General features: G+C 29.4%; 16 protein-coding genes. 2 read left to right on the forward strand and 14 right to left on the reverse strand.

The window, feature by feature from the left end:
* Nucleotides 1–170: 170 nt before the first annotated feature.
* Entirely contained in the window at nucleotides 171–2,720 is a 2,550-nt protein-coding gene (locus tag TY07_RS01525; protein WP_042394293.1) for a calcium-translocating P-type ATPase, SERCA-type, read from the reverse strand.
* Between the two features lie 323 nt (nucleotides 2,721–3,043).
* Here TY07_RS01525 and TY07_RS01530 point away from each other — a divergent pair, with 323 nt between their 5' ends.
* Nucleotides 3,044–4,681, forward strand: coding sequence for a putative manganese-dependent inorganic diphosphatase (locus tag TY07_RS01530; protein ID WP_042394297.1), 1,638 nt, complete (start codon nucleotides 3,044–3,046; stop codon nucleotides 4,679–4,681).
* Between the two features lie 64 nt (nucleotides 4,682–4,745).
* Here TY07_RS01530 and TY07_RS17515 read toward each other — a convergent pair whose 3' ends face one another.
* The 10 genes from TY07_RS17515 to TY07_RS01575 form a co-directional block, all read right to left on the reverse strand.
* Entirely contained in the window at nucleotides 4,746–4,916 is a 171-nt protein-coding gene (locus TY07_RS17515) for a YvrJ family protein (RefSeq protein WP_074431742.1), read from the reverse strand.
* A 187-nt stretch (nucleotides 4,917–5,103) separates the two neighbouring features.
* The gene (locus TY07_RS01535) at nucleotides 5,104–5,763 is read right to left on the reverse strand and encodes a YczE/YyaS/YitT family protein (RefSeq protein WP_042394300.1); all 660 of its coding nucleotides are present in this window, start codon (nucleotides 5,761–5,763) and stop codon (nucleotides 5,104–5,106) included.
* A gap of 29 nt (nucleotides 5,764–5,792) precedes the next feature.
* Nucleotides 5,793–6,590: an aminotransferase class IV gene (locus TY07_RS01540; RefSeq protein ID WP_042394303.1), complete on the reverse strand. Its 798-nt coding sequence runs from the start codon at nucleotides 6,588–6,590 to the stop codon at nucleotides 5,793–5,795.
* A gap of 29 nt (nucleotides 6,591–6,619) precedes the next feature.
* Entirely contained in the window at nucleotides 6,620–7,258 is a 639-nt protein-coding gene (locus TY07_RS01545; protein ID WP_042394305.1) for an HAD-IB family hydrolase, read from the reverse strand.
* A 186-nt stretch (nucleotides 7,259–7,444) separates the two neighbouring features.
* On the reverse strand, nucleotides 7,445–8,641 hold the full coding sequence (locus TY07_RS01550; protein WP_042394308.1) for a pyridoxal phosphate-dependent aminotransferase: 1,197 nt from the start codon (nucleotides 8,639–8,641) through the stop codon (nucleotides 7,445–7,447).
* A 13-nt stretch (nucleotides 8,642–8,654) separates the two neighbouring features.
* Nucleotides 8,655–9,485 carry a PHP domain-containing protein gene (locus tag TY07_RS01555; RefSeq protein WP_042394309.1) on the reverse strand — a complete coding sequence of 277 codons (831 nt, stop codon included), beginning with the start codon at nucleotides 9,483–9,485 and terminating at the stop codon, nucleotides 8,655–8,657.
* A 352-nt stretch (nucleotides 9,486–9,837) separates the two neighbouring features.
* Complete coding sequence (locus tag TY07_RS01560) at nucleotides 9,838–10,170, reverse strand: DUF1292 domain-containing protein (protein ID WP_042394312.1); 333 nt, start codon at nucleotides 10,168–10,170, stop codon at nucleotides 9,838–9,840.
* A gap of 260 nt (nucleotides 10,171–10,430) precedes the next feature.
* Nucleotides 10,431–13,949, reverse strand: a complete 3,519-nt coding sequence (gene nifJ / locus TY07_RS01565; protein ID WP_042394317.1) for a pyruvate:ferredoxin (flavodoxin) oxidoreductase — start codon at nucleotides 13,947–13,949, stop codon at nucleotides 10,431–10,433.
* Between the two features lie 200 nt (nucleotides 13,950–14,149).
* Nucleotides 14,150–14,578, reverse strand: coding sequence for a flavodoxin domain-containing protein (locus TY07_RS01570; RefSeq protein WP_042394321.1), 429 nt, complete (start codon nucleotides 14,576–14,578; stop codon nucleotides 14,150–14,152).
* A gap of 138 nt (nucleotides 14,579–14,716) precedes the next feature.
* The gene (locus tag TY07_RS01575) at nucleotides 14,717–15,796 is read right to left on the reverse strand and encodes an undecaprenyldiphospho-muramoylpentapeptide beta-N-acetylglucosaminyltransferase (RefSeq protein WP_042394326.1); all 1,080 of its coding nucleotides are present in this window, start codon (nucleotides 15,794–15,796) and stop codon (nucleotides 14,717–14,719) included.
* A 292-nt stretch (nucleotides 15,797–16,088) separates the two neighbouring features.
* Here TY07_RS01575 and TY07_RS01580 point away from each other — a divergent pair, with 292 nt between their 5' ends.
* Nucleotides 16,089–16,265 (forward strand): alpha/beta-type small acid-soluble spore protein, encoded by a 177-nt coding sequence (locus TY07_RS01580; RefSeq protein ID WP_042394329.1) that lies wholly within the window; start codon nucleotides 16,089–16,091, stop codon nucleotides 16,263–16,265.
* Nucleotides 16,266–16,343: 78 nt separating this feature from the next.
* On the opposite strand, the gene recJ is transcribed toward TY07_RS01580, so the two are convergent.
* The 3 genes from recJ to TY07_RS01595 all read right to left on the reverse strand — a co-directional run bounded on the left by recJ (nucleotide 16,344) and on the right by TY07_RS01595 (nucleotide 21,863).
* Nucleotides 16,344–18,092 (reverse strand): single-stranded-DNA-specific exonuclease RecJ, encoded by a 1,749-nt coding sequence (recJ, locus tag TY07_RS01585; protein ID WP_042394693.1) that lies wholly within the window; start codon nucleotides 18,090–18,092, stop codon nucleotides 16,344–16,346.
* Nucleotides 18,093–18,211: 119 nt separating this feature from the next.
* Complete coding sequence (locus TY07_RS01590) at nucleotides 18,212–18,754, reverse strand: DJ-1 family glyoxalase III (RefSeq protein ID WP_042394332.1); 543 nt, start codon at nucleotides 18,752–18,754, stop codon at nucleotides 18,212–18,214.
* Between the two features lie 193 nt (nucleotides 18,755–18,947).
* Nucleotides 18,948–21,863 carry a DNA topoisomerase IV subunit A gene (locus tag TY07_RS01595; protein ID WP_042394335.1) on the reverse strand — a complete coding sequence of 972 codons (2,916 nt, stop codon included), beginning with the start codon at nucleotides 21,861–21,863 and terminating at the stop codon, nucleotides 18,948–18,950.
* Between the last annotated feature and the right edge of the window lie 9 nt (nucleotides 21,864–21,872).

Raw genomic sequence — 21,872 nt, forward strand, 5'->3', positions numbered from 1 at the left:
AGCAAGAATTACCATAAGAAAATTTTACCATGTATTCCTATGATGCACAACTGTTTTTTTCTTGTAAACATTTTAATTTTAATATTTTTTTCTTTTAATTTTAAGCTTCTACTTTTGAACAAAAATTTCCTGATTATAAAAACATATAATCAGGAAATTTTTTGCTATTATTATTTTTTAGACTTAATTAATAAATATACACTATTAATTAAGAAAATTACTCCTGAGAAGAATAATACCAATAACCATTGTCCTAAATTTAATGCTACAGTATTAAAAATACTACTCAATAAAGGAATATATAATATACAACATATCATTGATATAGAAACTAATACAGCTCCTAATAAATATATATTACTAAATATATTTATTTCAAATATTGAATGCCTTTCTGATCTACATTCAAATACATGTAAAAGTTGTGACATAACTAATGTACATAATGTAATAGTTCTACAAGTTGCTAAATCCATCCCGTAATATCTTCCTGACATAAATGATAATAAAGTACAAATACCAATTAGACATCCTCTTACTATTATTTTTTCCCAAAGTCCTCTAGCAAAAATACCTTCATTTTTATCTCTAGGTCTTTGTCTCATTATATCTTTATCAGGAGGGTCAACTCCTAACGCAATAGCTGGTAATCCATCTGTAGCTAAATTAACAAATAAAATTTGAATTGGAGTAAGTGGATTTGGTAAATAAAATAATGATGCCAAGAACATTGTTAAAACTTCACCTAAATTACATGATAATAAATATCTTATAAACTTTCTTATATTATCATAAATTACTCTTCCTTCTTCAACTGCTGCAACAATAGTAGCAAAGTTATCATCTATTAATACCATTGCTGCAGCTTCCTTAGTTACATCAGTACCTGATATACCCATAGCAACACCAATATCAGCTTCCTTTATGGCTGGAGCATCATTTACACCATCACCAGTCATAGCAACAATATTATTATTCTTTTTAAATGCTCTAACAATTCTTAACTTATGATTAGGAGATACTCTAGCAAATACCCTTATTTTATTTACTCTCTTAACCAATTCCTCATCAGACATTTTTTCTAATTCATCTCCAGTTATTGCTTGATCATCAGAATTACAAATATTAATACTTTTCGCTATAGCTAAAGCTGTATTTTTATGATCCCCTGTAATCATTATAGGTTGAATTCCTGCCATCTTACATTTTAAAACTGCATCTTTAACTTCTACTCTTGGTGGATCCATGCTACCTGCAACACCTAAAAACACTAAATTACTTTCTACAGATTCACTTTTAACTATATGTTCTTCCTTATATGCAGCTGCTATACATCTTAATGCTCTATTAGACATAGCTTCTATATAGTTATATATTTGCTTTTTCTTTTGAGCTGTTAATGGCTTTATTTTACCGTTTTCTAATACAAAATTACATCTTTCTAATACCCTTTCTGGAGCTCCCTTCATGTAACAAGTTTCTTTTCCGTGCTCATTCATTATAACGGTCATCATCTTTCTTGTAGAATCAAAAGAAATCTCATAAACTCTCTTACTTTTTGTTACAAATTTTTCTAACTCTTTAGGGTCTTTATAAAATGCCTTTACCAAAGCTGTTTCTGTAGGATCTCCCATAACAGCCTTTTCAATATCTTTTATTTCGTAATTATAATTTGCATCATTACAATAAATAAATGCCTCTTTTAATTTTTCACAATCATTAAGTTTTTCTTTATCTAATTCATATATTTTACCATTAGCTAATATTTCCTTAACAGTCATTTTATTTTGAGTCAATGTTCCTGTTTTATCTGAACAAATTACAGATGTACATCCTAACGTTTCAACTGCTGGTAATTTTCTAACTAATGCATTTCTCTTTAACATCCTGCTAACACCTAATGCTAAGGCAACAGTAACTATTGCCGCTAATCCTTCTGGTATAGCTGCAACTGCTAATGAAACTCCTAAAAGGAACATTTCTGTTATATCATTTCCCCTTATTATTCCTAAAACAGTAACTATTACGCATACTGCAATACACATTACAACTAGAATTTTACCTAAAGAATCTAATCTTTCTCTTAGAGGTGATTTTTCTTCTTCTATATTATCTAAAAGGTTAGCTATTTTCCCCATTTCTGTCTTCATTCCAATAGCATCTACTATTATTAACCCTCTACCTTTTAGAACTATCGTCCCCATAAATCCTGCATTTTTCCCTTTAACTGTATCCTTTGAAATACCAACTGATTCGCCAGTTAATAATGATTCATCAACTACCATATTGGCTGCATCAATAAATGTTCCATCTGCTGGAATCCTATCACCGGCTTCCAATACAACTAAATCACCTATTGTTAACTCTTTTGAATTAATAACTTTAATATTCCCATCTCTAATTACCTTACAGGTTGGCGCCGCCAACTCTTGAAGCGCTTCTAATGACTTTTCTGTCCTAAACTCCTGAACAAATCCTAATATTGCATTTACAATTACAATAATAAGTATTGTTACTGCATCGGCCTTGTCCCCTATAAATCCTGATATAATAGTTGCACCTATTAATACCCATACTAAGAAATCATTAAATTGAGATAAAAAAATTAAAATCGGTGACTTTTTCTTATTATGTTTAAGTTCATTTAACCCGTAAGTTTTAATTCTTTTTTCTGCTTCTCTAGTACTTAATCCCCTAGTAAATTCTTTTTCCTGTATCACCCTTTTTCCTCCTCTTTAAGAACTCTTGTATATATATATTAATGTTTATGTAATACTATGAATAATTAAGTAAAATTTATACTTTCTATACATAACATTTTTATTTACAAATTCCCCTTGGAAATATAGAATAGTAGTATGCGAAAATATGTAATAAACTGAATTCTTAGCTTAAGATGGAATTTTAACTTCATCTTAAGGTTAGAGTTCGTTATCTAGGGGTATGTACGTTATTATATTCCACCTGAAAAGGTAGGAGTGTTACAACGGCTAGCCATCAGATAAAATCTTTTATACTTAAATATACTTAGGAGGCGTATTGCATGAAAGATATAATTTATGTAACTGGTCATAAGAATCCAGACTCAGACTCAATATGTGCAGCTTACGCATATGCTGAATTCAAAAACAAAATTGGTGACGTTGAAACTGTTGCTTGCAGACTAGGTAATCCTAATCAAGAAACTCAATATATATTAGATTACTTCAATGCTGAAGCTCCAAGACTTTTAAAAACTGTTAAATTAAAGGTGGAAGACTTACAATTTGATAACATAAGTCCTGTATCTCCTGAAATCTCATTAAAAACAGCTTGGAGTATAATGAGAGATAAAAATATTAAAACTTTACCTGTAGCAGATGAAAATGATCATCTTTTAGGAGTACTAGCAGTATCTAATCTTACATCTTGTTATATGGATATCTGGGATAACAGAATCTTAGCTAAAAGTAATACAACATTAGATAATATTATCGATACTTTATCTGCTAAAGTTTCTTACGTTAATGAAAAAGTAACTCACTTCCCTGGTAAAATAGTTGTTACAGCTATGCAACCTGATACAATGTCTGGTCATATAGACGAAGGTGACATTGCTATAGTTGGTGATAGAGAAGAAGCTCAAGCAGCATTAATAAAACTTAATATTTCATTAATGATTGTAACTGGTGGATATGCTCCATCTGAAAAAATAGTAAGCTTAGCTAAAGAACATGGAGTAACTATAATAGTAACTCAACATGATTCATTTACTGCTTCAAGACTTATAGTTCAAAGTATCCCTGTTGGATATGTTATGGTTAAAGAAAACATAGTTTCTTTCACAACTGATGATTTAGTTGATGATATAAAAGGAATTATGACTGAAACTAGATTTAGAAGCTATCCTGTTTTAGATCAAAACGGAAGAGTTGTTGGTACTGTTTCTAGATACCACTTAATTTCTAACCACAAGAAAAAGGTTATTCAAGTTGACCACAACGAAAGAGGTCAATCTGTTGATGGATTAGAAGATGCAGAAGTTTTAGAAATCATCGACCACCACAGAGTTGCTGATATTCAAACAAACAATCCAATTTACTTTAGAAATGAACCAGTTGGAAGTACATCAACTATAGTTGCTAAATGCTTCTTTGAAAGTGGAATAAGACCTTCAAGAAAAGCTGCAGGACTTTTATGTGGTGCAATAATTTCTGATACATTATTATTCAGAAGTCCAACTTGTACTCCACAAGATCAATATATCTGTAAGAAGCTTGCTGAAATTGCTGATATAAACATTGAAGAATTTGCAAAAGAAATGTTTAAAGCTGGTACTTCATTAAAAGGTAAAACAGTTGAACAAATCTTCAACTCTGACTTCAAGCCATTTACTATCGAAGATACTAAAGTAGGTATAGCTCAAGTTAATACAATGGATATTGAAGGATTCATGCCTTTAAAAGAAGAAATGTTAAACTACATGGATCAAAAAGCTAAAGAAGCTGGATTAGATATGGTTATGTTATTATTAACAGACATATTAAACGAAGGTTCTGAAATACTAGTTACTGGTAATAAACCTGAAATAGTAGAAAAAGCTTTCAATGTTACATTAAAAGATAAGGGTGCATTCCTTCCAGGAGTTCTTTCAAGAAAGAAACAAGTTGTACCACCAATAACTAATGCTATAACATCTTAATTAACATAATTTTATATAGTTTAAATAAGAAATAAGGTGTATCTTAAAAGATACACCTTATTTTTTACTCATTATCAATTACAACACCTAATTTAGTTGAAATTATAGTATTAAGTTTATTTATTGAAAATGTTAATGTAAGTATTTGCTTTTCTAGCCTTATTAGTAAATATGCACTAATAGCTACTGGAAACCCAACATTTGCAATTAAATTAATAAGTTCACTTATCTCCATAAACTCTCCCCCTAAAATTTGATTACACTTAATATATATCCTGAAACTATTATTTTTTTGAAAAGCTTTATTATATTTTATAAAAAGTAAAACTATTCTCCGTGATATGAAGTATTTTTTCATTTATCATATAATATTTTTTCAATATTTATAAATGCTAAAATAGGAGTTTCAATAATCGAAGCTCCTATTTAAAGTTTAAAGTCTCTATTATACTTTTATGTTTTAAATCTGCTATATTTATTTTAAGTACCTTACACCACATTTGTACAAAATACCCTAATCCTAATGCTGTAATTATAGTTCCTAATCCAACACTTCCTCCTAAGATCCATCCTAAAATTAAAGCTCCTATTTCAATACTTCCCCTTACTACCTTAACTGGTTTTTTAGTAATTTTAGTTAATGCTGTCATCAATCCATCTCTTGGTCCACATCCTGATTCACAACTTAAATAAATACAAGTTCCAAGACCTAATAAAAGCATTCCAATTATAAGCATTATTATTCCTATAAATAAATTATGTACAACTGGTATTAATTTACTCATCGTTATTAAATCTATAAATACTCCAATAAAAATTGTATTTAATATAGTTCCTATACCTATTTTTACCCCTAAAAATACACTAGCAATAACAACAACTACTCCCACTACAATATTTGCTTGTCCCATTGTAATAGGAATTACATTGGTTATCCCTTTATGTAATACATCCCATGGTGATAGACCTAAGTTAGCATTTATCATAAATACTATTCCTAATGATGCTAGAAAAAATCCACCCATAAGCTTAAATAAAACAAACAAATACGTATTAACTTCTTTTTTTAAATTTAATTCCATAGCCCCATCCCTCTTTTAATAAAAATGCCTTATCTCTTTCCTTCTAAAAGCTCATTATATGCTTTCATAAGCTTTCTCAAGGTGATATTATTCACATCAAGTTTTATATTATTAACAAATGCTATTGGTAATATCTTAGGAGAAGTGCCCGAAATAAACATTGCATCTAACTTATCAATATCTTCTGACTTTATATCAACTTCTTCAAATTCTATTCCTATTTCTTTAGCAATATCTATTATTTTATCTCTTGTTATTCCCTTTAAAACAGCTTCTGCTTTTGCAGTAATAAGTTTTCCATCTTTAATAGCAAATATATTAGATTTACTACCTTCTGTTATTAATCCATTCCTATCAACTAATATTGCTTCAAAAGCATTTGATTTTTTTATTTCCTCTGTTACTTTTGCTCTAAAATTGTCATTTACTATTTTTGCATTTGGATTTTCTCTTTCTCCATAATAAAGAATAGTTTTTACACCTTCAGTATATAATTCATTACTTGGATAAGAATGCTTTATATAATATATTTTTAAATTCTTTGAAGCAGTATTATAAGTGATTTTAATATTTCCTAATACATTATCATTCTTTTTAATAACCTCATTAACCTTTTTTTCTACATCTTCAGTGTTAAATGGAAATTCCATATTTATAAGTGCAAAAGATCTTTTCATTCTTTCAATATGATCTTTTAAAAACACAGCTTTTCCATTAATCACTCTAAGAACTTCATATATTATACTACCTTTTTCACTATCTTCATTAAATTCATTTACGTCTTCTATTTTTTCATTATTTAAATAAAACTTATTTATAGCTTCCATAAAAATTACACTTCCTTTGAAGATTTATATTACTTCCATTTTAATATTTCAATTTCATGATGCTTCTTATAGTTTATTAAATATGGATTTCCAACTAAATCTAATAATGGCTTATCTGAAAGAGAATCTGAAAACATATATGAGTTTTTAAAGTCTGCTTTAATATTTTTTTCTTTTAAAACTTCATTTAGTCTCTTAACCTTTTCTTCTCCTTTGCAGTTGTTTCCATCCATTTTTCTTACAAATTTTCCACCTTCAAAAGCAAATTTAGTACCTATTATTAAATCTACTTCCTTAATAGCATAAAATTCTTTAATATAAAATTCTGGCGATGCTGATATAAGAATTACCATGTACCCTTCATTTTTTAATTTCTTTATCATATCAACAGCATCTTTATAAAGTATACTACTTAATCTTTCATCATAAAATGATTTTGTAAGTTTTGCTAAGTCCTTTTCATCTATATTATCTATAAACTTTAAGAAACATTCCTTAACTCTTCTTTCATCATATACTTTTATACTATACATAAGCCCTGAATATAAAGCCCTTGGTAAAAATTTTATGTTTTTAATATCCTTAGAAACAAGATATTTAAAAAACTCCATTAGTGTTTCTTTTCTTGTTATTGTATAATCTATATCAAATATCGCTAACTTTTCCACGTTTATCCTCCATCATATATGAAGGGCTGAGCATTTAAACCTGCTACAGCCCCAATTATCTAATTCAACTTTTTTGACAATTATAAATTGTTACACTCATGCCATTTTTTAAAGCAGTGCTAACAACTAACCCACTCTTAGATAATGAATTTTAATCTTCCTTTGAAGTTAAAACTCCACCTAAAGCTAAGAATTCAGCTTATCTACAAATTTTTTAATTCTCATAAGACCTTCTTTGATTGCATCTAAAGAAGTTGCATAAGACACCCTTACATAGTGATCTAATCCAAAGGCCTTACCTGGAATAACTGCTACCTTTTCACATTCTAATAGCATAGCTGAAAAATCCATAGAATCATTTAATATTTGTCCATTAATTTCTTTTCCTAAACACTTTTCTATATTAATCATAATATAAAAGGCACCTTTAGGTTTAATTATACTTAAATTATTGATACCTTCAATTGTATCTACCATATAATTTCTTCTTTTTTCAAATTCGCCAATCATCTCATTTACTTTATCTTGCGGGCCATTCAAAGCCTCAACTGCTGCATACTGAGTTATTGAACAAACATTTGAAGTTACATGACTTTGAATACTTGTCATTAATTTTGCTATCTTTTCACTTGCACCACAATATCCTATTCTCCATCCTGTCATTGCATATGATTTAGATAAACCATTAATAACAATAGTTCTTTCATATGCATCTTGTGAAATACTTGCAATACTTATATGCTTTTCTCCATCATAAATAAGTTTTTCATACATTTCATCAGATACAATTATAAGGTCATGTTCTTTAGCAAAATTTGCAATCACTTTTAATTCATCTGCACTATATATAGTTCCAGTAGGATTATTAGGTGTGTTTAATACAATAGCCTTTGTTTTATCACTAACTACATTTTCTAAGTTTTCCTTAGTAAATTTATAATCTGATTTTTCATCACTTTTTACAAATACAGGCTTTCCATCTGCTAATTTAATAAGCTCTGGATAACTAACCCAATAAGGAGTTGGTACAATTACTTCATCACCAGGATTTAATATAGCTAAAAAAGTATTAGCTAGGCTTTGTTTTGCTCCTGTTGAAACAACTATTTGTGATGGTTTATAAAATAATCCATTATCCTCTTTGAATTTTTTACAAATTGCTTCTCTTAATGGTAATATCCCATTTACACTAGTATACTTAGTATTTCCATCATTCATTGCTTTGATAGCTGCGTCAATTATATTTTTAGGTGTATTAAAATCTGGCTCCCCAGCTCCAAAACTAATAACATCTACTCCATTTTCTTTCATCTCTTTAGCTTTCGCTGTAATTTCTAAAGTTACTGATGGTTCAATTCTTTGTGCTTTTTTTGATAATTCCATTTGTTTGCCCCCACTATCTCTTATTATTAAATTTAATAAATTTCTCTAAACACTCTTCATTTAATCCACAACTGCCAATAGATATACACTCATTACCTACAGGTCTTCCATGATAATCGCTTCCTCCAGTTACACATAGTTTATATTTTTTAGATAAGTTATAAAATTTATTAACATCTCCTTGTGTATGACTAGGATGATATACCTCAACACCTTTTAACCCAAAACATTTCAATTCTTTTAATATATTTTCAACTTCAAGTTTTCTATATATTTGTCCAGGATGTGCTAAAATAGGCACTCCACCAGAATTATTAATCACATCTATGCAATCTCTATAATTTAATCTAAATCCTTTTACATATCCAGGCTTTCCTTGTACTAAAAAACTTCTAAATGCACTTTTATAATTGTCAAAATACCCCTTCTTAACCATGGCATTTGCTATATGACTTCTGCCCACAGTTGAATCATTGTCTACTTCTAAATCTTTTAACTCTAAATTTATATTATATTTTCTTAAATTATATAATATACTTTCAACTCTTTTAATCCTTTGTATATTTAATTCATTAACAAGTGATTTTAAATCATTATTTTCAACATCTATAAAGTATCCAAGTATATGAAGCTCCATATTATTATACTCTGTACTAAGTTCAATTCCTGGAATTATTAATAAATCATCATAATTATTTTTTGTCACATATTGCGATGCTATAGAATCATGATCCGTTATTGAAATACATTTTATATTATTTTTTATTGCCGAATCAATTATCTCCTCTGGTCTTTTCGAACCATCAGAATAACTTGAATGAATATGTAAATCTGCATACTTCATTTTATTCACCTTTTCTCTGTAAGTGAAATTTTATTATATAACATAAAACCACTTTTACTTAGTTTAAGTTACTAAGCACATTGTTATTCCATTATAATCAAAATTCTAATTTTTAATTTAATCAATTAATTTCATAACCTATACTTATTCAATAAATAACCCAGGAAAACTTTTCAATCAACCATTTTCGACTCTTTACTAATTCATTTATAACTCCAAGTAATTTTTTCCATAATAAAAATATATCATCTCCTCATTAAATTGTAAATTGAAAACAATGAATTTAATTATCATTTAATTTATATAATAAAAAAAGATTATGCAATTAAAATTGCATAATCTTTACGAAATATTAGTCTTCAGCTAAAACATTAGTGTAATATTCTGTTACTTTATCAAATTCAGCTTCTTCTGGAACTATAAGTTCTCCTTCTTCAGTTGATCTGAATAAGTAAACTGATTCATCTTCTGGGTTTTGAGCTAATACATATTCATTTTCTTCAAATTCAAATGCATCAACTATTGGGCAAGATAAAACATTTCCGTTATCGTCTTCTAAATCAACAACGAAGTGTTCATGTTCGTGTTCTCCACACCCGCAGTTTTCTCCACATCCGTGGCTATCATGATCGTGGTCGTGTCCGCATCCGCAGCCTTCACCGCATTTATTTAATTCTTTTTCCATTTTACATTCCTCCTTAATAATAAGTTAAACAATTTCTAATTAAAATAAACCAGTAAAAAACTGTATTTTAAATTTTGCTTAACTTAAGTAGTCCTTCTAATTGTACTCTTATTTTTAGTAAAATAAAAGAAAAATCTTCATTTTAATAAAAATTTTATTAATAATTCATATTATTTATTTATATATTCATAATACTAGAATTTTTGTTTTAAAATTACAAAAAGGCAATACATAAATGTATCGCCTTTTAAATTTAAATTTTATTCTTGATTAGCAAGTCTTTTGTAGTTTTCTAATCTTTCCATAGCATCTGCTTGAGTCTTTTCGAATAGAGCTTCTGCAGCTTCTGGGAATGCTTTAGCTAATGAAGCATATCTTACTTCACCCATTAAGAATTCTTTGAAGTCTCCCTTAGGTTCTTTTGAATCTAAAGTAAATGGATTCTTAGTTCCTTTTAATGCTGGGTTATATCTGTATAATGCCCAGTATCCACAATCTACAGCTTTCTTAGCTTCAGCTTGTGAATTTGTCATTCCTGCTTTAATACCATGATTTATACATGGAGCATAAGCTATAATTAATGATGGTCCATCATAAGCTTCTGCTTCTGCTATAGCTTTAAGAACTTGATTCTTATCTGCCCCCATACATACTTGAGCAACATATACATAACCATAGCTCATAGCCATCATTCCTAAATCTTTCTTCTTAGTTCTCTTACCTGAAGCTGCAAATTTAGCAATTGCAGCTGTTGGTGTAGCTTTAGAAGATTGACCACCTGTATTTGAATAAACTTCAGTATCAAATACTAATACATTTACGTTATCTCCTGATGCAAGAACATGGTCAAGTCCACCGTATCCGATGTCATATGCCCAACCATCTCCACCAAAGATCCATTGAGATCTCTTAACGAAGAATTCTTTATCATTTAAAATAGTCTTAGCTATTTCAGAATCACAATTTTCAAGTGCAGTAACTAAAGCATTTGCTCTTTCTCTAGTTCCAGCGCTTTCATCTTTATTATCTAACCAATCTTTTAATACAGCCTTAGTTTCATCTGATAAATCACTTTCTAATGCAACTTTTACATTTTCAGCAACTCTATCTCTTATAGCTTGAACTCCTAAGAACATACCTAATCCATATTCAGCATTATCTTCAAATAATGAATTTGCCCAAGCTGGTCCATGTCCATTATGATTAACTGTATATGGAGTTGCAGGAGCTGATCCTCCCCAAATTGAAGAACATCCTGTAGCATTAGCTACCATCATTCTATCACCAAATAATTGAGTTACAAGCTTAGCATATGGAGTTTCTCCACATCCAGCACAAGCACCTGAGAACTCAAGTAATGGTTGTTCAAATTGGCTTCCCTTTAATGTATTCTTATTCATTGGGTTCTTCTTAGCTGATACCTCTGTTGTTGCATAATCCCAAGCTTCAATTTGATCATGTTGAGTATCTTGTGGTTTCATAACTAAAGCTTTATTCTTAGCTGGACATACTTCAGCACAGTTTCCACAACCAGTACAATCAAGAGGTGTAACACCTATTGAGAACTTATATGGTGTTTCTGTCCTTAATGCTTTAGCATCAGTAGTTTTCATTGCTGCTGGAGCTTTTTCAGCTTCTTCACTAGTTAATAAGAATGGTCTTATTGCAGCATGTGGACATACTACAGCACATTGATTACATTGAATACAATTTTCTGGAACCCATTCAGGAACATTAATTGCAATTCCTCTCTTTTCATATGCAGCTGTACCAGCCATAAATGTACCATCTTCCATACCATGTTTAACAAATGTAGAAACTGGTAATCCAAATCCTTCTTGTCTGTTCATAGGTTCAACTATTTCTTTAATAAATGAAGGAATTTCTTTTGTTGCAGCTACTTCTTCATCTACTGCATTAGCCCATGATGCTGGAACATCTATCTTAACAATAGCATCAACACCTGAATCTATTGCAGCATTGTTCATGTTAACAACTTTTTCACCTTTTTTACCATATGAAGTAACAACAGCTTGTTTTAAATACGCTACTGCTTCATCTACTGGAATAATGTTAGCTAACTTAAAGAATGCAGCTTGCATTATCATATTAATTCTTCCACCTAGTCCAATTTCTTGAGCTATCTTAACAGCATTTAATGTGTAGAATTCTATATTTTTTTCAGCTATAGTTCTCTTCATTTCAGCTGGTAATTTTTCATCTAATTCTTCAGGTGTCCAAATTGTATTTAATAAGAACTTACCATTATTCTTTAATCCATCTAATACGTTGTATTTATAAACGTAAGATTGATTGTGGCATGCTACGAAATCAGCTTTATCTATTAAATATGGTGATTTAATTGGTTTCTTACCAAATCTTAAGTGAGAAACTGTGATACCACCTGATTTCTTAGAGTCATATGAGAAATATCCTTGGGCATACATATCTGTATGATCGCCAATTATCTTTATAGCACTCTTGTTAGCACCAACAGTACCATCTGATCCTAATCCCCAGAACTTACATGCCTTAGTTCCTTCTGGAGTAGCATCAATATCTTCTACTGTTTCTAATGATGTATTAGTAACATCATCAACTATACTAATTGTAAATCCATTCTTAGGCTCGTCCTTAGAAAGATTTTCATAAACAGCTGCTATATCTGATGGATTTGGATCTTTAGAACCTAATCCATATCTACCACCAACTATTAAAGGAGCATTTTCTTTACCAGCAAATGCACTTACTACGTCTAAGTATAAAGGTTCACCAATTGATCCCGGTTCTTTAGTTCTATCTAATACTGCAATTTTCTTTACTGTATCTGGAATTGCAGCTAATAATTTTTCTATTGAGAATGGTCTATAAAGTCTAACCTTTACAACCCCAACTTTTTCTCCTCTTGCATTTAAGTAATCTACTGTTTCTTCAGCAACGTCTGTTCCTGAACCCATTGCAATAATTATTCTATCTGCATCTGGTGCTCCATAATAATCAAAACAATGATATTCTCTTCCTGTTAATTTAGTAATTTCAGCCATATAACTTTCAACTACTTCTGGGATATCATCGTAGAATCTATTTACAGCTTCTCTTGTTTGGAAATATATATCTGGATTTTGAGCTGTACCTCTAGTTACTGGATGATCCGGATTTAAAGCACTCGCTCTAAATTCTTTAACAGCATCCCAATCAACTAACTTAGCTAATTCATCATATTCTAAAACTTCTATTTTTTGAATTTCATGAGATGTTCTAAATCCATCAAAGAAGTTCATAAATGGAATTCTAGTCTTTATTGCAGCTAAGTGTGCAACAGCTGATAAATCCATAACCTCTTGAACTGAACCTTCAGCTAGCATAGCAAAACCAGTTTGTCTAGCTGCCATAACATCTTGATGATCTCCAAAAATATTTAATGAAGATGTAGCTAATGCTCTAGCTGATACATGTATAACCCCTGGAAGTCTTTCTCCAGCTATTTTGTACATATTAGGAATCATTAATAATAAACCTTGTGAAGCTGTATATGTAGTTGTATAAGCTCCAGCTTGTAATGATCCATGAACAGCACCTGCTGCTCCCCCTTCTGATTGCATTTCCATAACTTTTACTGGTTGTCCAAAAATATTTTTTCTACCTTGTGCAACCCATTCATCAACGTGTTCTGCCATTGGTGATGATGGAGTGATTGGATAAATAGCAGTTACTTCTGTAAACGCATATGACACGTGTGCAGCAGCAGTGTTACCATCCATAGTTTTCATTTTTCTCATCTCGTCTACCTCGCTTCCCATTTTCAAAAAAATTTAAGCATATAAATCATGATATCTTTTAAATATCATTGTTGCTTGCAATTATTAATACATTCTAAGCTTAATAGATAAAATCTAACCTCTGCTTTTTATCCTTCGTTTCAACTTTGTGAAATTTATCACAGGCTTAAACACTATTTGACAATAAAAATTTATTAAAACTATTGTTGACTTAATAATTTACCAAGTTCTTTAGCAATTTTTAAATCTTCTTTTTCAACGGAATCTTTAACAGTAAATTTTGACAAAATCTCAAATCCACAATCTTCCATCAAATTCCCCCATTTATCAATAAACTTAGCATCACGCCATCCACATGATCCGAATAATACTAAAGGTTTATTTTTAATATTTAATTCACTTAAGCTATTAATAAAAGGCTTCATATCTATTTCTTCTATTTCATCGTTTATCATTGCTGGACTTCCTAATGCAACAGCATCAGCTTCTAATATATCTTCAATAGTAGCATCTGCAACGTGTTTTGTTTCAACTTCAACTTCTTTAGAATTAACACCTTCACTTATAGCATTTGCTAAAATTTCTACATTTCCACCATTACTCCAATATATTATTGAAACTTTTTTCATTTTCAGCACCTCTTATACTTTTGTTTTATTTTTGTTAAATTTTCCATTACTTTCATTATATAACAGTATTTTTTTTTTTCAAGTTCTTTACTTTCATATTTTAAAAATATTTTCATTGAAAACGGTTAAACACACAAATTACTTTTTATTTATACTTTTCATAATAACATTTAAAATTGCATCAACACCATTTTTCATTTCACTATTTGTCATGTTTTTTATAAGCTCACTTTTTTTACTTCTTAATTCAAACAATCTTTCTAGCAAATTATGTTTTTCCATCATCTCATCTTCGTCTAACACTAATGAATATCCTTCTTTAGCAAATGAATTAGCATTTAATATTTGATCCCCTCTACTACTTTTTTTAGATAACGGAATTAATAAAGTAGGCTTTCTTAACGCTAGTAATTCAAATATTACATTTGCCCCTGCTCTTGATATTACAAAATCAGCATATTGAAGTAAATGTGGCAAATCTTCTTTTACATATTCAAATTGCTTATATCCATCTAATTCTTCTAATGACTTATCTAAATTTCCCTTTCCACAAATATGAATAATATTAAAGTCCTTTAATATTTCATGAATATGATATCTTACCTCATCATTTATACTTTTTGCTCCTAAACTTCCCCCAATAACTAAAATTACTTCTTTGTCATTATTAAAATTACAAATCTTCTTTCCAGTAATTCTACTACCTTTTAATATTTCTTCTCTTATTGGTGTTCCTGTTAATTCACCTTTTCCATCTTTAATATAATTTAAGCTTTCCCTAAATGTAACACATAGTTTATCACAAAATGGAGCTGATAACTTATTTGCAAGACCTGGTGTTAAATCTGATTCATGCGAAACTACTGGTATCTTTTTCATTGATGCAGCTATAACAACTGGAACAGCCACAAAACCACCTTTTGAAAAAATAACATCTGGTTTCTCTTTAGATAATATTTTATTTGCTTGCACTATTCCCTTCATCACTTTAAATGGATCAGTAAAGTTTTTCATATCAAAATATCTTCTTAATTTACCTGATGAAATTGCAAAATATGGTATCCCTGCATCACCAATAATTTCTTTTTCAATACCTTCATAACTCCCAATATATTTTATTTCAAATCCTTTTTCCTTTAACTTTGGAACCAAGGCTAAATTAGGAGTTACATGTCCTGCAGTACCCCCACCAGTCATTATGATTTTATACTTACTCATTAAAACACCTCATTAATTATTTGTACTATGAATCTTAATTGTTAAAACCTCATAAATTTATACAATTAATATTTTAAGAGAAATAAAATAAAAAAATAACTCATTTATTTTAATTTTTAACCAAATTATATGTCTTAATTCCTTATTTTTTTATTTATATTTAATTTTCTCACTCGCCAATATATATTCTACCACTAACCCAGTATTTTTCCACCTTTTCCTCCAATTAAATATTATACAAACTTTTTTATTGGATAAGCTATTAACATAAAGATATAAGGAGATGATTTAAATGGCACAATTAGTTCCAGAAGCTAAAGACAAATTAGCAAAATTCAAAAACCAAGTTTCAACTGAAATGGGAGTTCCTTTTACTGATTACAATGGTGACTTAACTTCAAAACAATGCGGTAGCGTTGGTGGAGAAATGGTTAAACGTATGGTTGAACAATACGAAAAAGGAATTTAATATTGTAAATATTTTAATAATAAATAAAGGTATCTTATTATATAGATACCTTTATTTATTATTTGGATTTTATAACTACTATACCCTTATATTTTGTATCAATAACTGGACACTTTTTCTACCATTATATTCGTTGATATCTGGAAAATATACTATATCTATTTTTACCATATTAGTCTGCCCATTAAGCATTTTATTATATTCATACTCGCCAAATTTATTTTTAATTATTTCTAAGGCCACTTCAATATCACCAAAATAAATTCCGTCTATATTTAAGTATCCATCAGTAAGATTTAATTTTAAAACATTATTATTCTTTCCTAAAATCCTAGCCGCTTTAACCATTAATCCTTTAACAGCAAAATTAGGCTTTGGATTTCCCTTTCCATATGGTTCTAATAATGCTATTTCATCTATTAACTTATAATTTATTTTATTAATCGGAAGCGGCATATCAATTGATACCTTTGGTATAATATCTTCATCACTTAATGTTGTTACCTCATTTAGCTTTTCTCTAAATTTATCTATATTTTCACTTGGAATAGACATTCCTGCAGCCATTGGATGACCACCAAACTTTCCAAGCAAATCTTTACACTTTAATAATTCCTCGAACATATTATATTCTTCAATTGACCTACCAGATCCTTTAGCACCTTCATGAGCCTTTGTTAATATAATTGTTGGCAAGTTATATTTTTCTCTAATTCTACCTGCAATTATACCTGCAATACTTTCATGAACATCTTCTAAATAAACAACAAGCACCTTATCTTTGGCCATATTATTTTCTTCAATTATCTTTATGGCTTCCTCTAATCCTGTCTGAGTAAGTTCTTGCCTATCCTTATTCAACTCATTTAATTTTTTAGCTAATTCTTCAGCTTCATTTTTATCTTTTGTAATTAATAACTTCAATGCCCATTCAGCCTGTTCAAGCCTCCCTGATGCATTTATACTAGGTCCTATAACGAATCCTAATGAGTAAACCGTTATTTCCTTTCCTTCTAATCCAGTTTCTTTAAATAAAGCTCTAAGTCCTATATTACTCGTATTATTAATTCTTTTAAGTCCCTCTTTAACTAATATTCTATTTTCAGAAACTAAATCAACAACATCACAAACCGTTGCTATGGCTACATATTGAATTAAATCATATAACTCTTCATTAGGAATATTAAATTCTTTATAAAGACATTGTACAAATTTATATGCTACTCCAGCACCACAAATTTTATCAAATTCATAATTACAATTTTCTTGTTTAGGATTTAATACATAATCAGCTTCTGGAACTACATACTTTCTTACATTATCTTCTTCAATAAATGGTACATCATGGTGATCTGTAATAATTACTTTAATTCCCAATTCTTTAGCTAACTTTACTTGTTCTATTGCTGCAATTCCATTATCACAAGTAATTATAATATCAATATTATCCTCACTAGCCTTTTTAATTATACTTTCATTAATTCCATATCCTTCTTTTATCCTATCAGGAATATGAAAACTTACATTTCCACCACATTTACTTATAGCTATATAAAGGACATATGTACTTATTACGCCATCTACATCGTAATCTCCAACTATAAGTATTTTTTCACCTTTAATAATACTATTCCTCATTAATTCAACTGCTCCGCTCATTCCAAGCATATCTGTTGGATTATGAAGTTCACCTATAGATGAGCTTAGGTATTCTTTTGCTATATCTAAATTATATATTCCCCTATTAACCATAAGCTTTGCAACTGTATCACTAATACCTAATTGTTGTGCAAATTTTACAGTATCAAACTTTACGTTTCTAACCATCCATTTTTCCAAAAAAACACCCCCGTTACTTTAGTTGATAGTTAATAGTTAGTAGTTAAAAATAAAGTCAGCTTAAGCTGACTTTATTTCCATAATTCTTAACTATTAACTCAAAACTATTAACTATTAAAAAGCATTGCTTTTTTAATTTGTTCAACCTTTTCTGGTAATATATGATTTAATATTTCAAATGCAAATGGTATAGCAGCTGCTGGTCCTCTTCCTGTAATTATGTTTTCATCTACAACCACAAGTTCATCTTTATAGTTGCATCCTACTAACTGATCTTCGAATCCAGGATAGCATGTAGCATTTTTTCCATTCACAATTCCTAATTTTCCAAATGTAATTGGCCCTGCACAAATTGCTGCAACTATTTTACCTTCATCATAAAATTTCTTTACAATTTCATTCACTTTTTCATTATCTCTTAAGTTAACAGCCCCTGGCATACCACCTGGCAATATCACTACATCATAATTATAAATTTCATCATTTAAAACTTCATCAGCTCTTATTGTAATTGAATGAGATGTTGTTACTTCTACTTCATTAATTCCAAAGGTAGTACAAGTAACACCTGCCCTTCTTAAAATATCTACACTTGTTAATGCTTCAATAGTTTCAAAGCCTTCTGCTAATAAAACTGCAACTTTTTTCATTTTAAAACACCCCTTTATATTAATTTATAGTTATAAGTTTATAGTTAGGAGTTATAAATGAAATCTCCTAAGGAACTTCTTTTTTAACATTCATTATATTAGGCATACCTATTTGTTATATAATATCTAAAAACTTCTTACTATTGTAACAAGTATCCATCATATATAACTTTTAACTCCTAACTCAAAACTATTAACTAAATTGCACTTCTATTATTTCATCATCTAAGCTAATGACCATAACATTAGTACCTCTTCCTGCCCTATTTTGAATTCTTATTTCTTCAGTTGAAATAGTCTTTTTCTCTTTGCTACTTGTAATTAAAACAACTTCAAAACTTCTGCTAGTATCTACAGCTATTTCATCGCTATTATTAGATGTTATATCAATTATTTTACCATAAATTACTTCATCATCTTCTTTTAAACTTATTCCAGTAACCCCTGCTGCTATTCTTCCCATTGGATTAACATTATCACTTAGGAATCTAATTGCCATACCTTTTTTGCTTATTATTAATACTTCTCTTTCAGAATAATCTTCAATACATACAGAAATTACTTCATCATTTTCATATTTAAATTTATAGGCCTGCCATATTGAATAATTTCCATCATATTCTTTTAACGAAGTCTTCTTTATCATTCCCTTTTTAGTAAAGAAATAAAGCATATTTCTTTCATCAAAATTCTTTATTGAATGCACATCGATTATTTTTTCATTTTTAGAATATCCATCAATAATATTTTCTAATGAAATTTCTTCTTTAACAACATTTGAAATTAGGAATGATGGTATCTTATAAACATTCCCCTTATTAGTAAATAATAATAAAGTACTTATAGAATCAGTATTTACCTTTAATCTATCACTAGCTTTTGCTCTTGCAAAACCTTTTAAACTTCCTTTAGCCGTTACCCCAACACTAAATGTCATAAACTCAAATTCATTTAGATATTCAACTTTAATTATTTCATCACTTTCTATTAGATTGAATAATTGTGTACCTAAAATATTTCTAGGTGTATCTTCTATCTTAGGAAGTTCTAAGCTAAATTTTAATCCTAATTTAGTTTCTACTTTTAAGAATTCTTTTTCTTCATTATTATCTAAAATCTCTATATCTAATACAAATTCATTTTCTTTTAATTTAATAGCTTGAATTTTACTGTAATTAGTTTGGAATTTATCTAAAGTACTCTTTTTGATTATACCTCTATTAGTTATAAACTGAACACTCTTATTAGAATCTAAAACTCCTACTGATATAGCTTCAACTATTTTTTCATCATCACAATTTAAAGTTTTAATTATAGAATCTATTCTTTCTCCTTTTTCTTTCCACTTACCTTCAGGAATATTTATACCTTTAACTTGATACATATTTCCCTTATCAGTAAATAATAGAATATTTTCAGTAGTATTAGACTTAAATAAGAATTTAAGTTCATCTCCCTCTCTATATTCAATATCTTCTGCCTTTGCATTAGATCTTTGATAAGTCCTAACTGGAATTCTCTTAATAAATCCATCTTTTGATAAAGTAACCATAACATCTTCAACTACAATAAGCTCTTGTAAATCAATTTTAGCTTCACTATCATCTTCAACTATCATAGTTCTTCTAGGATTTCTATATTTATCAGTTATTTCTTTTAATTCAGTTTTTACAACATTTAAAAGAGTCTTTTCATCAGATAATATTTTTCTTAACCTCTTTATAGTTTTTTCAAGTTCTGCATATTCCTTTTGGAACACTTTTATTTCAAGACCTGTTAATCTATAAAGCATAAGTTCTAAAATAGCTTCTGCTTGCATTTCTGTAAATCCAAACTTTTCAACTAGGTTAATTCCTGCATCCTTTTTAGATTTTGATTCTCTAATAGTCTTAATTATTTCATCTAAAACATCAATTGCTTTAATGAACCCTTCAACTATATGGAATCTTTTTTCTGCCATTGCAAGCTCTTTTATACTTCTTCTTGTAACTATATCCTTTTGATGATTAACATAATGAGTTATTATTGTCTTTAATCCCATAGTTTGTGGCTTTCCATTTGCTAAAGCCACCATATTAAAGCTTACATTGCACTGTAAATCAGTCTTTTTAAATAAATATTTTAATATCTTATCTGCTGTATCATAATCTGCTGCCTTTTTCAACTCAACAACAGCTCTAATACCAGTTCTATCTGATTCATCCCTAATATCTGTAATTGCTTCTAAAGCCTTTTGGTGTCTTTTATCTCCAGTCATTTCAGATATCGTTTGAAGAATCTTTGATTTATTTCTTCTATAAGGGAATTCTGTTATTACAATTCCATAACGTCCATTTTCAAGCTTTTCAATTTCTGTCTTTGCTCTTAATGTAACCTTACCTTCTCCTGTTTCATATGCAGATAATAATGAATTTTTACCTATCAGCACACCACCTGTTGGTAAATCTGGTGCCTTTATATACTCCATAAGCTCTTTTGTAGTTATTTCTGGATTATCTATATACGCTAAAACCCCATCAGTAACTTCACCTAAATTATGTGGTGGAATATTAGTAGCTAATCCAACCGCTATTCCAAAAGTACCATTAACTAAAAGATTAGGATATCTCGCTGGTAAAACCTTTGGTTCCATTTCACTATCTGAATAGTTTGGAACCATATCTACTGTTTCTTTTTCAATATCTTTTAGCATTTCCATAGCTATTGGTGAAAGCCTTGCTTCTGTATAACGCATAGCCGCAGCTCCATCACCATCCATAGAACCAAAGTTTCCATGTCCATCAAATAATGGCTCTCTAGTAGAGAAGTCTTGAGCCATAAGTACCATTGCATCATAAACAGATGAATCCCCATGAGGATGGAATTTACCTAATACATCCCCAACTATTCTAGCCGACTTATAGTATGGTCTATCTGGAAAAGCTTTTAATAAATATGATCCATAAAGAATTCTTCTATGAACAGGCTTCAACCCATCCCTTACATCTGGAAGTGCTCTATCTTTTGCTACTTCAACAGCATATGGAAGATAATTGTCTGGCATTGCCTCTTCAATTGGTATTCGTAAAATATTATTATCTTTTGGTATATTATGTACCTTCTTAGCCATAATTTATCT

It is taken from the genome of Clostridium saudiense (assembly GCF_000577815.1).
GTDB classification, from domain to species: domain Bacteria; phylum Bacillota; class Clostridia; order Clostridiales; family Clostridiaceae; genus Clostridium; species Clostridium saudiense.

Bases quoted from the DNA above. Each gene is read 5' to 3' on its own strand.
- TY07_RS01530 (WP_042394297.1), top strand. From the start codon at position 3,044: ATGAAAGATATAATTTATGTAACTGGTCATAAGAATCCAGACTCAGAC.
- TY07_RS17515 (WP_074431742.1), bottom strand. From the start codon at position 4,916: ATGGAGATAAGTGAACTTATTAATTTAATTGCAAATGTTGGGTTTCCA.
- TY07_RS01535 (WP_042394300.1), bottom strand. From the start codon at position 5,763: ATGGAATTAAATTTAAAAAAAGAAGTTAATACGTATTTGTTTGTTTTA.
- TY07_RS01540 (WP_042394303.1), bottom strand. From the start codon at position 6,590: ATGGAAGCTATAAATAAGTTTTATTTAAATAATGAAAAAATAGAAGAC.
- TY07_RS01550 (WP_042394308.1), bottom strand. From the start codon at position 8,641: ATGGAATTATCAAAAAAAGCACAAAGAATTGAACCATCAGTAACTTTA.
- TY07_RS01555 (WP_042394309.1), bottom strand. From the start codon at position 9,485: ATGAAGTATGCAGATTTACATATTCATTCAAGTTATTCTGATGGTTCG.
- TY07_RS01560 (WP_042394312.1), bottom strand. From the start codon at position 10,170: ATGGAAAAAGAATTAAATAAATGCGGTGAAGGCTGCGGATGCGGACAC.
- nifJ (WP_042394317.1), bottom strand. From the start codon at position 13,949: ATGAGAAAAATGAAAACTATGGATGGTAACACTGCTGCTGCACACGTG.
- TY07_RS01570 (WP_042394321.1), bottom strand. From the start codon at position 14,578: ATGAAAAAAGTTTCAATAATATATTGGAGTAATGGTGGAAATGTAGAA.
- TY07_RS01575 (WP_042394326.1), bottom strand. From the start codon at position 15,796: ATGAGTAAGTATAAAATCATAATGACTGGTGGGGGTACTGCAGGACAT.
- TY07_RS01580 (WP_042394329.1), top strand. From the start codon at position 16,089: ATGGCACAATTAGTTCCAGAAGCTAAAGACAAATTAGCAAAATTCAAA.
- recJ (WP_042394693.1), bottom strand. From the start codon at position 18,092: ATGGTTAGAAACGTAAAGTTTGATACTGTAAAATTTGCACAACAATTA.
- TY07_RS01590 (WP_042394332.1), bottom strand. From the start codon at position 18,754: ATGAAAAAAGTTGCAGTTTTATTAGCAGAAGGCTTTGAAACTATTGAA.
- TY07_RS01595 (WP_042394335.1), bottom strand. From the start codon at position 21,863: ATGGCTAAGAAGGTACATAATATACCAAAAGATAATAATATTTTACGA.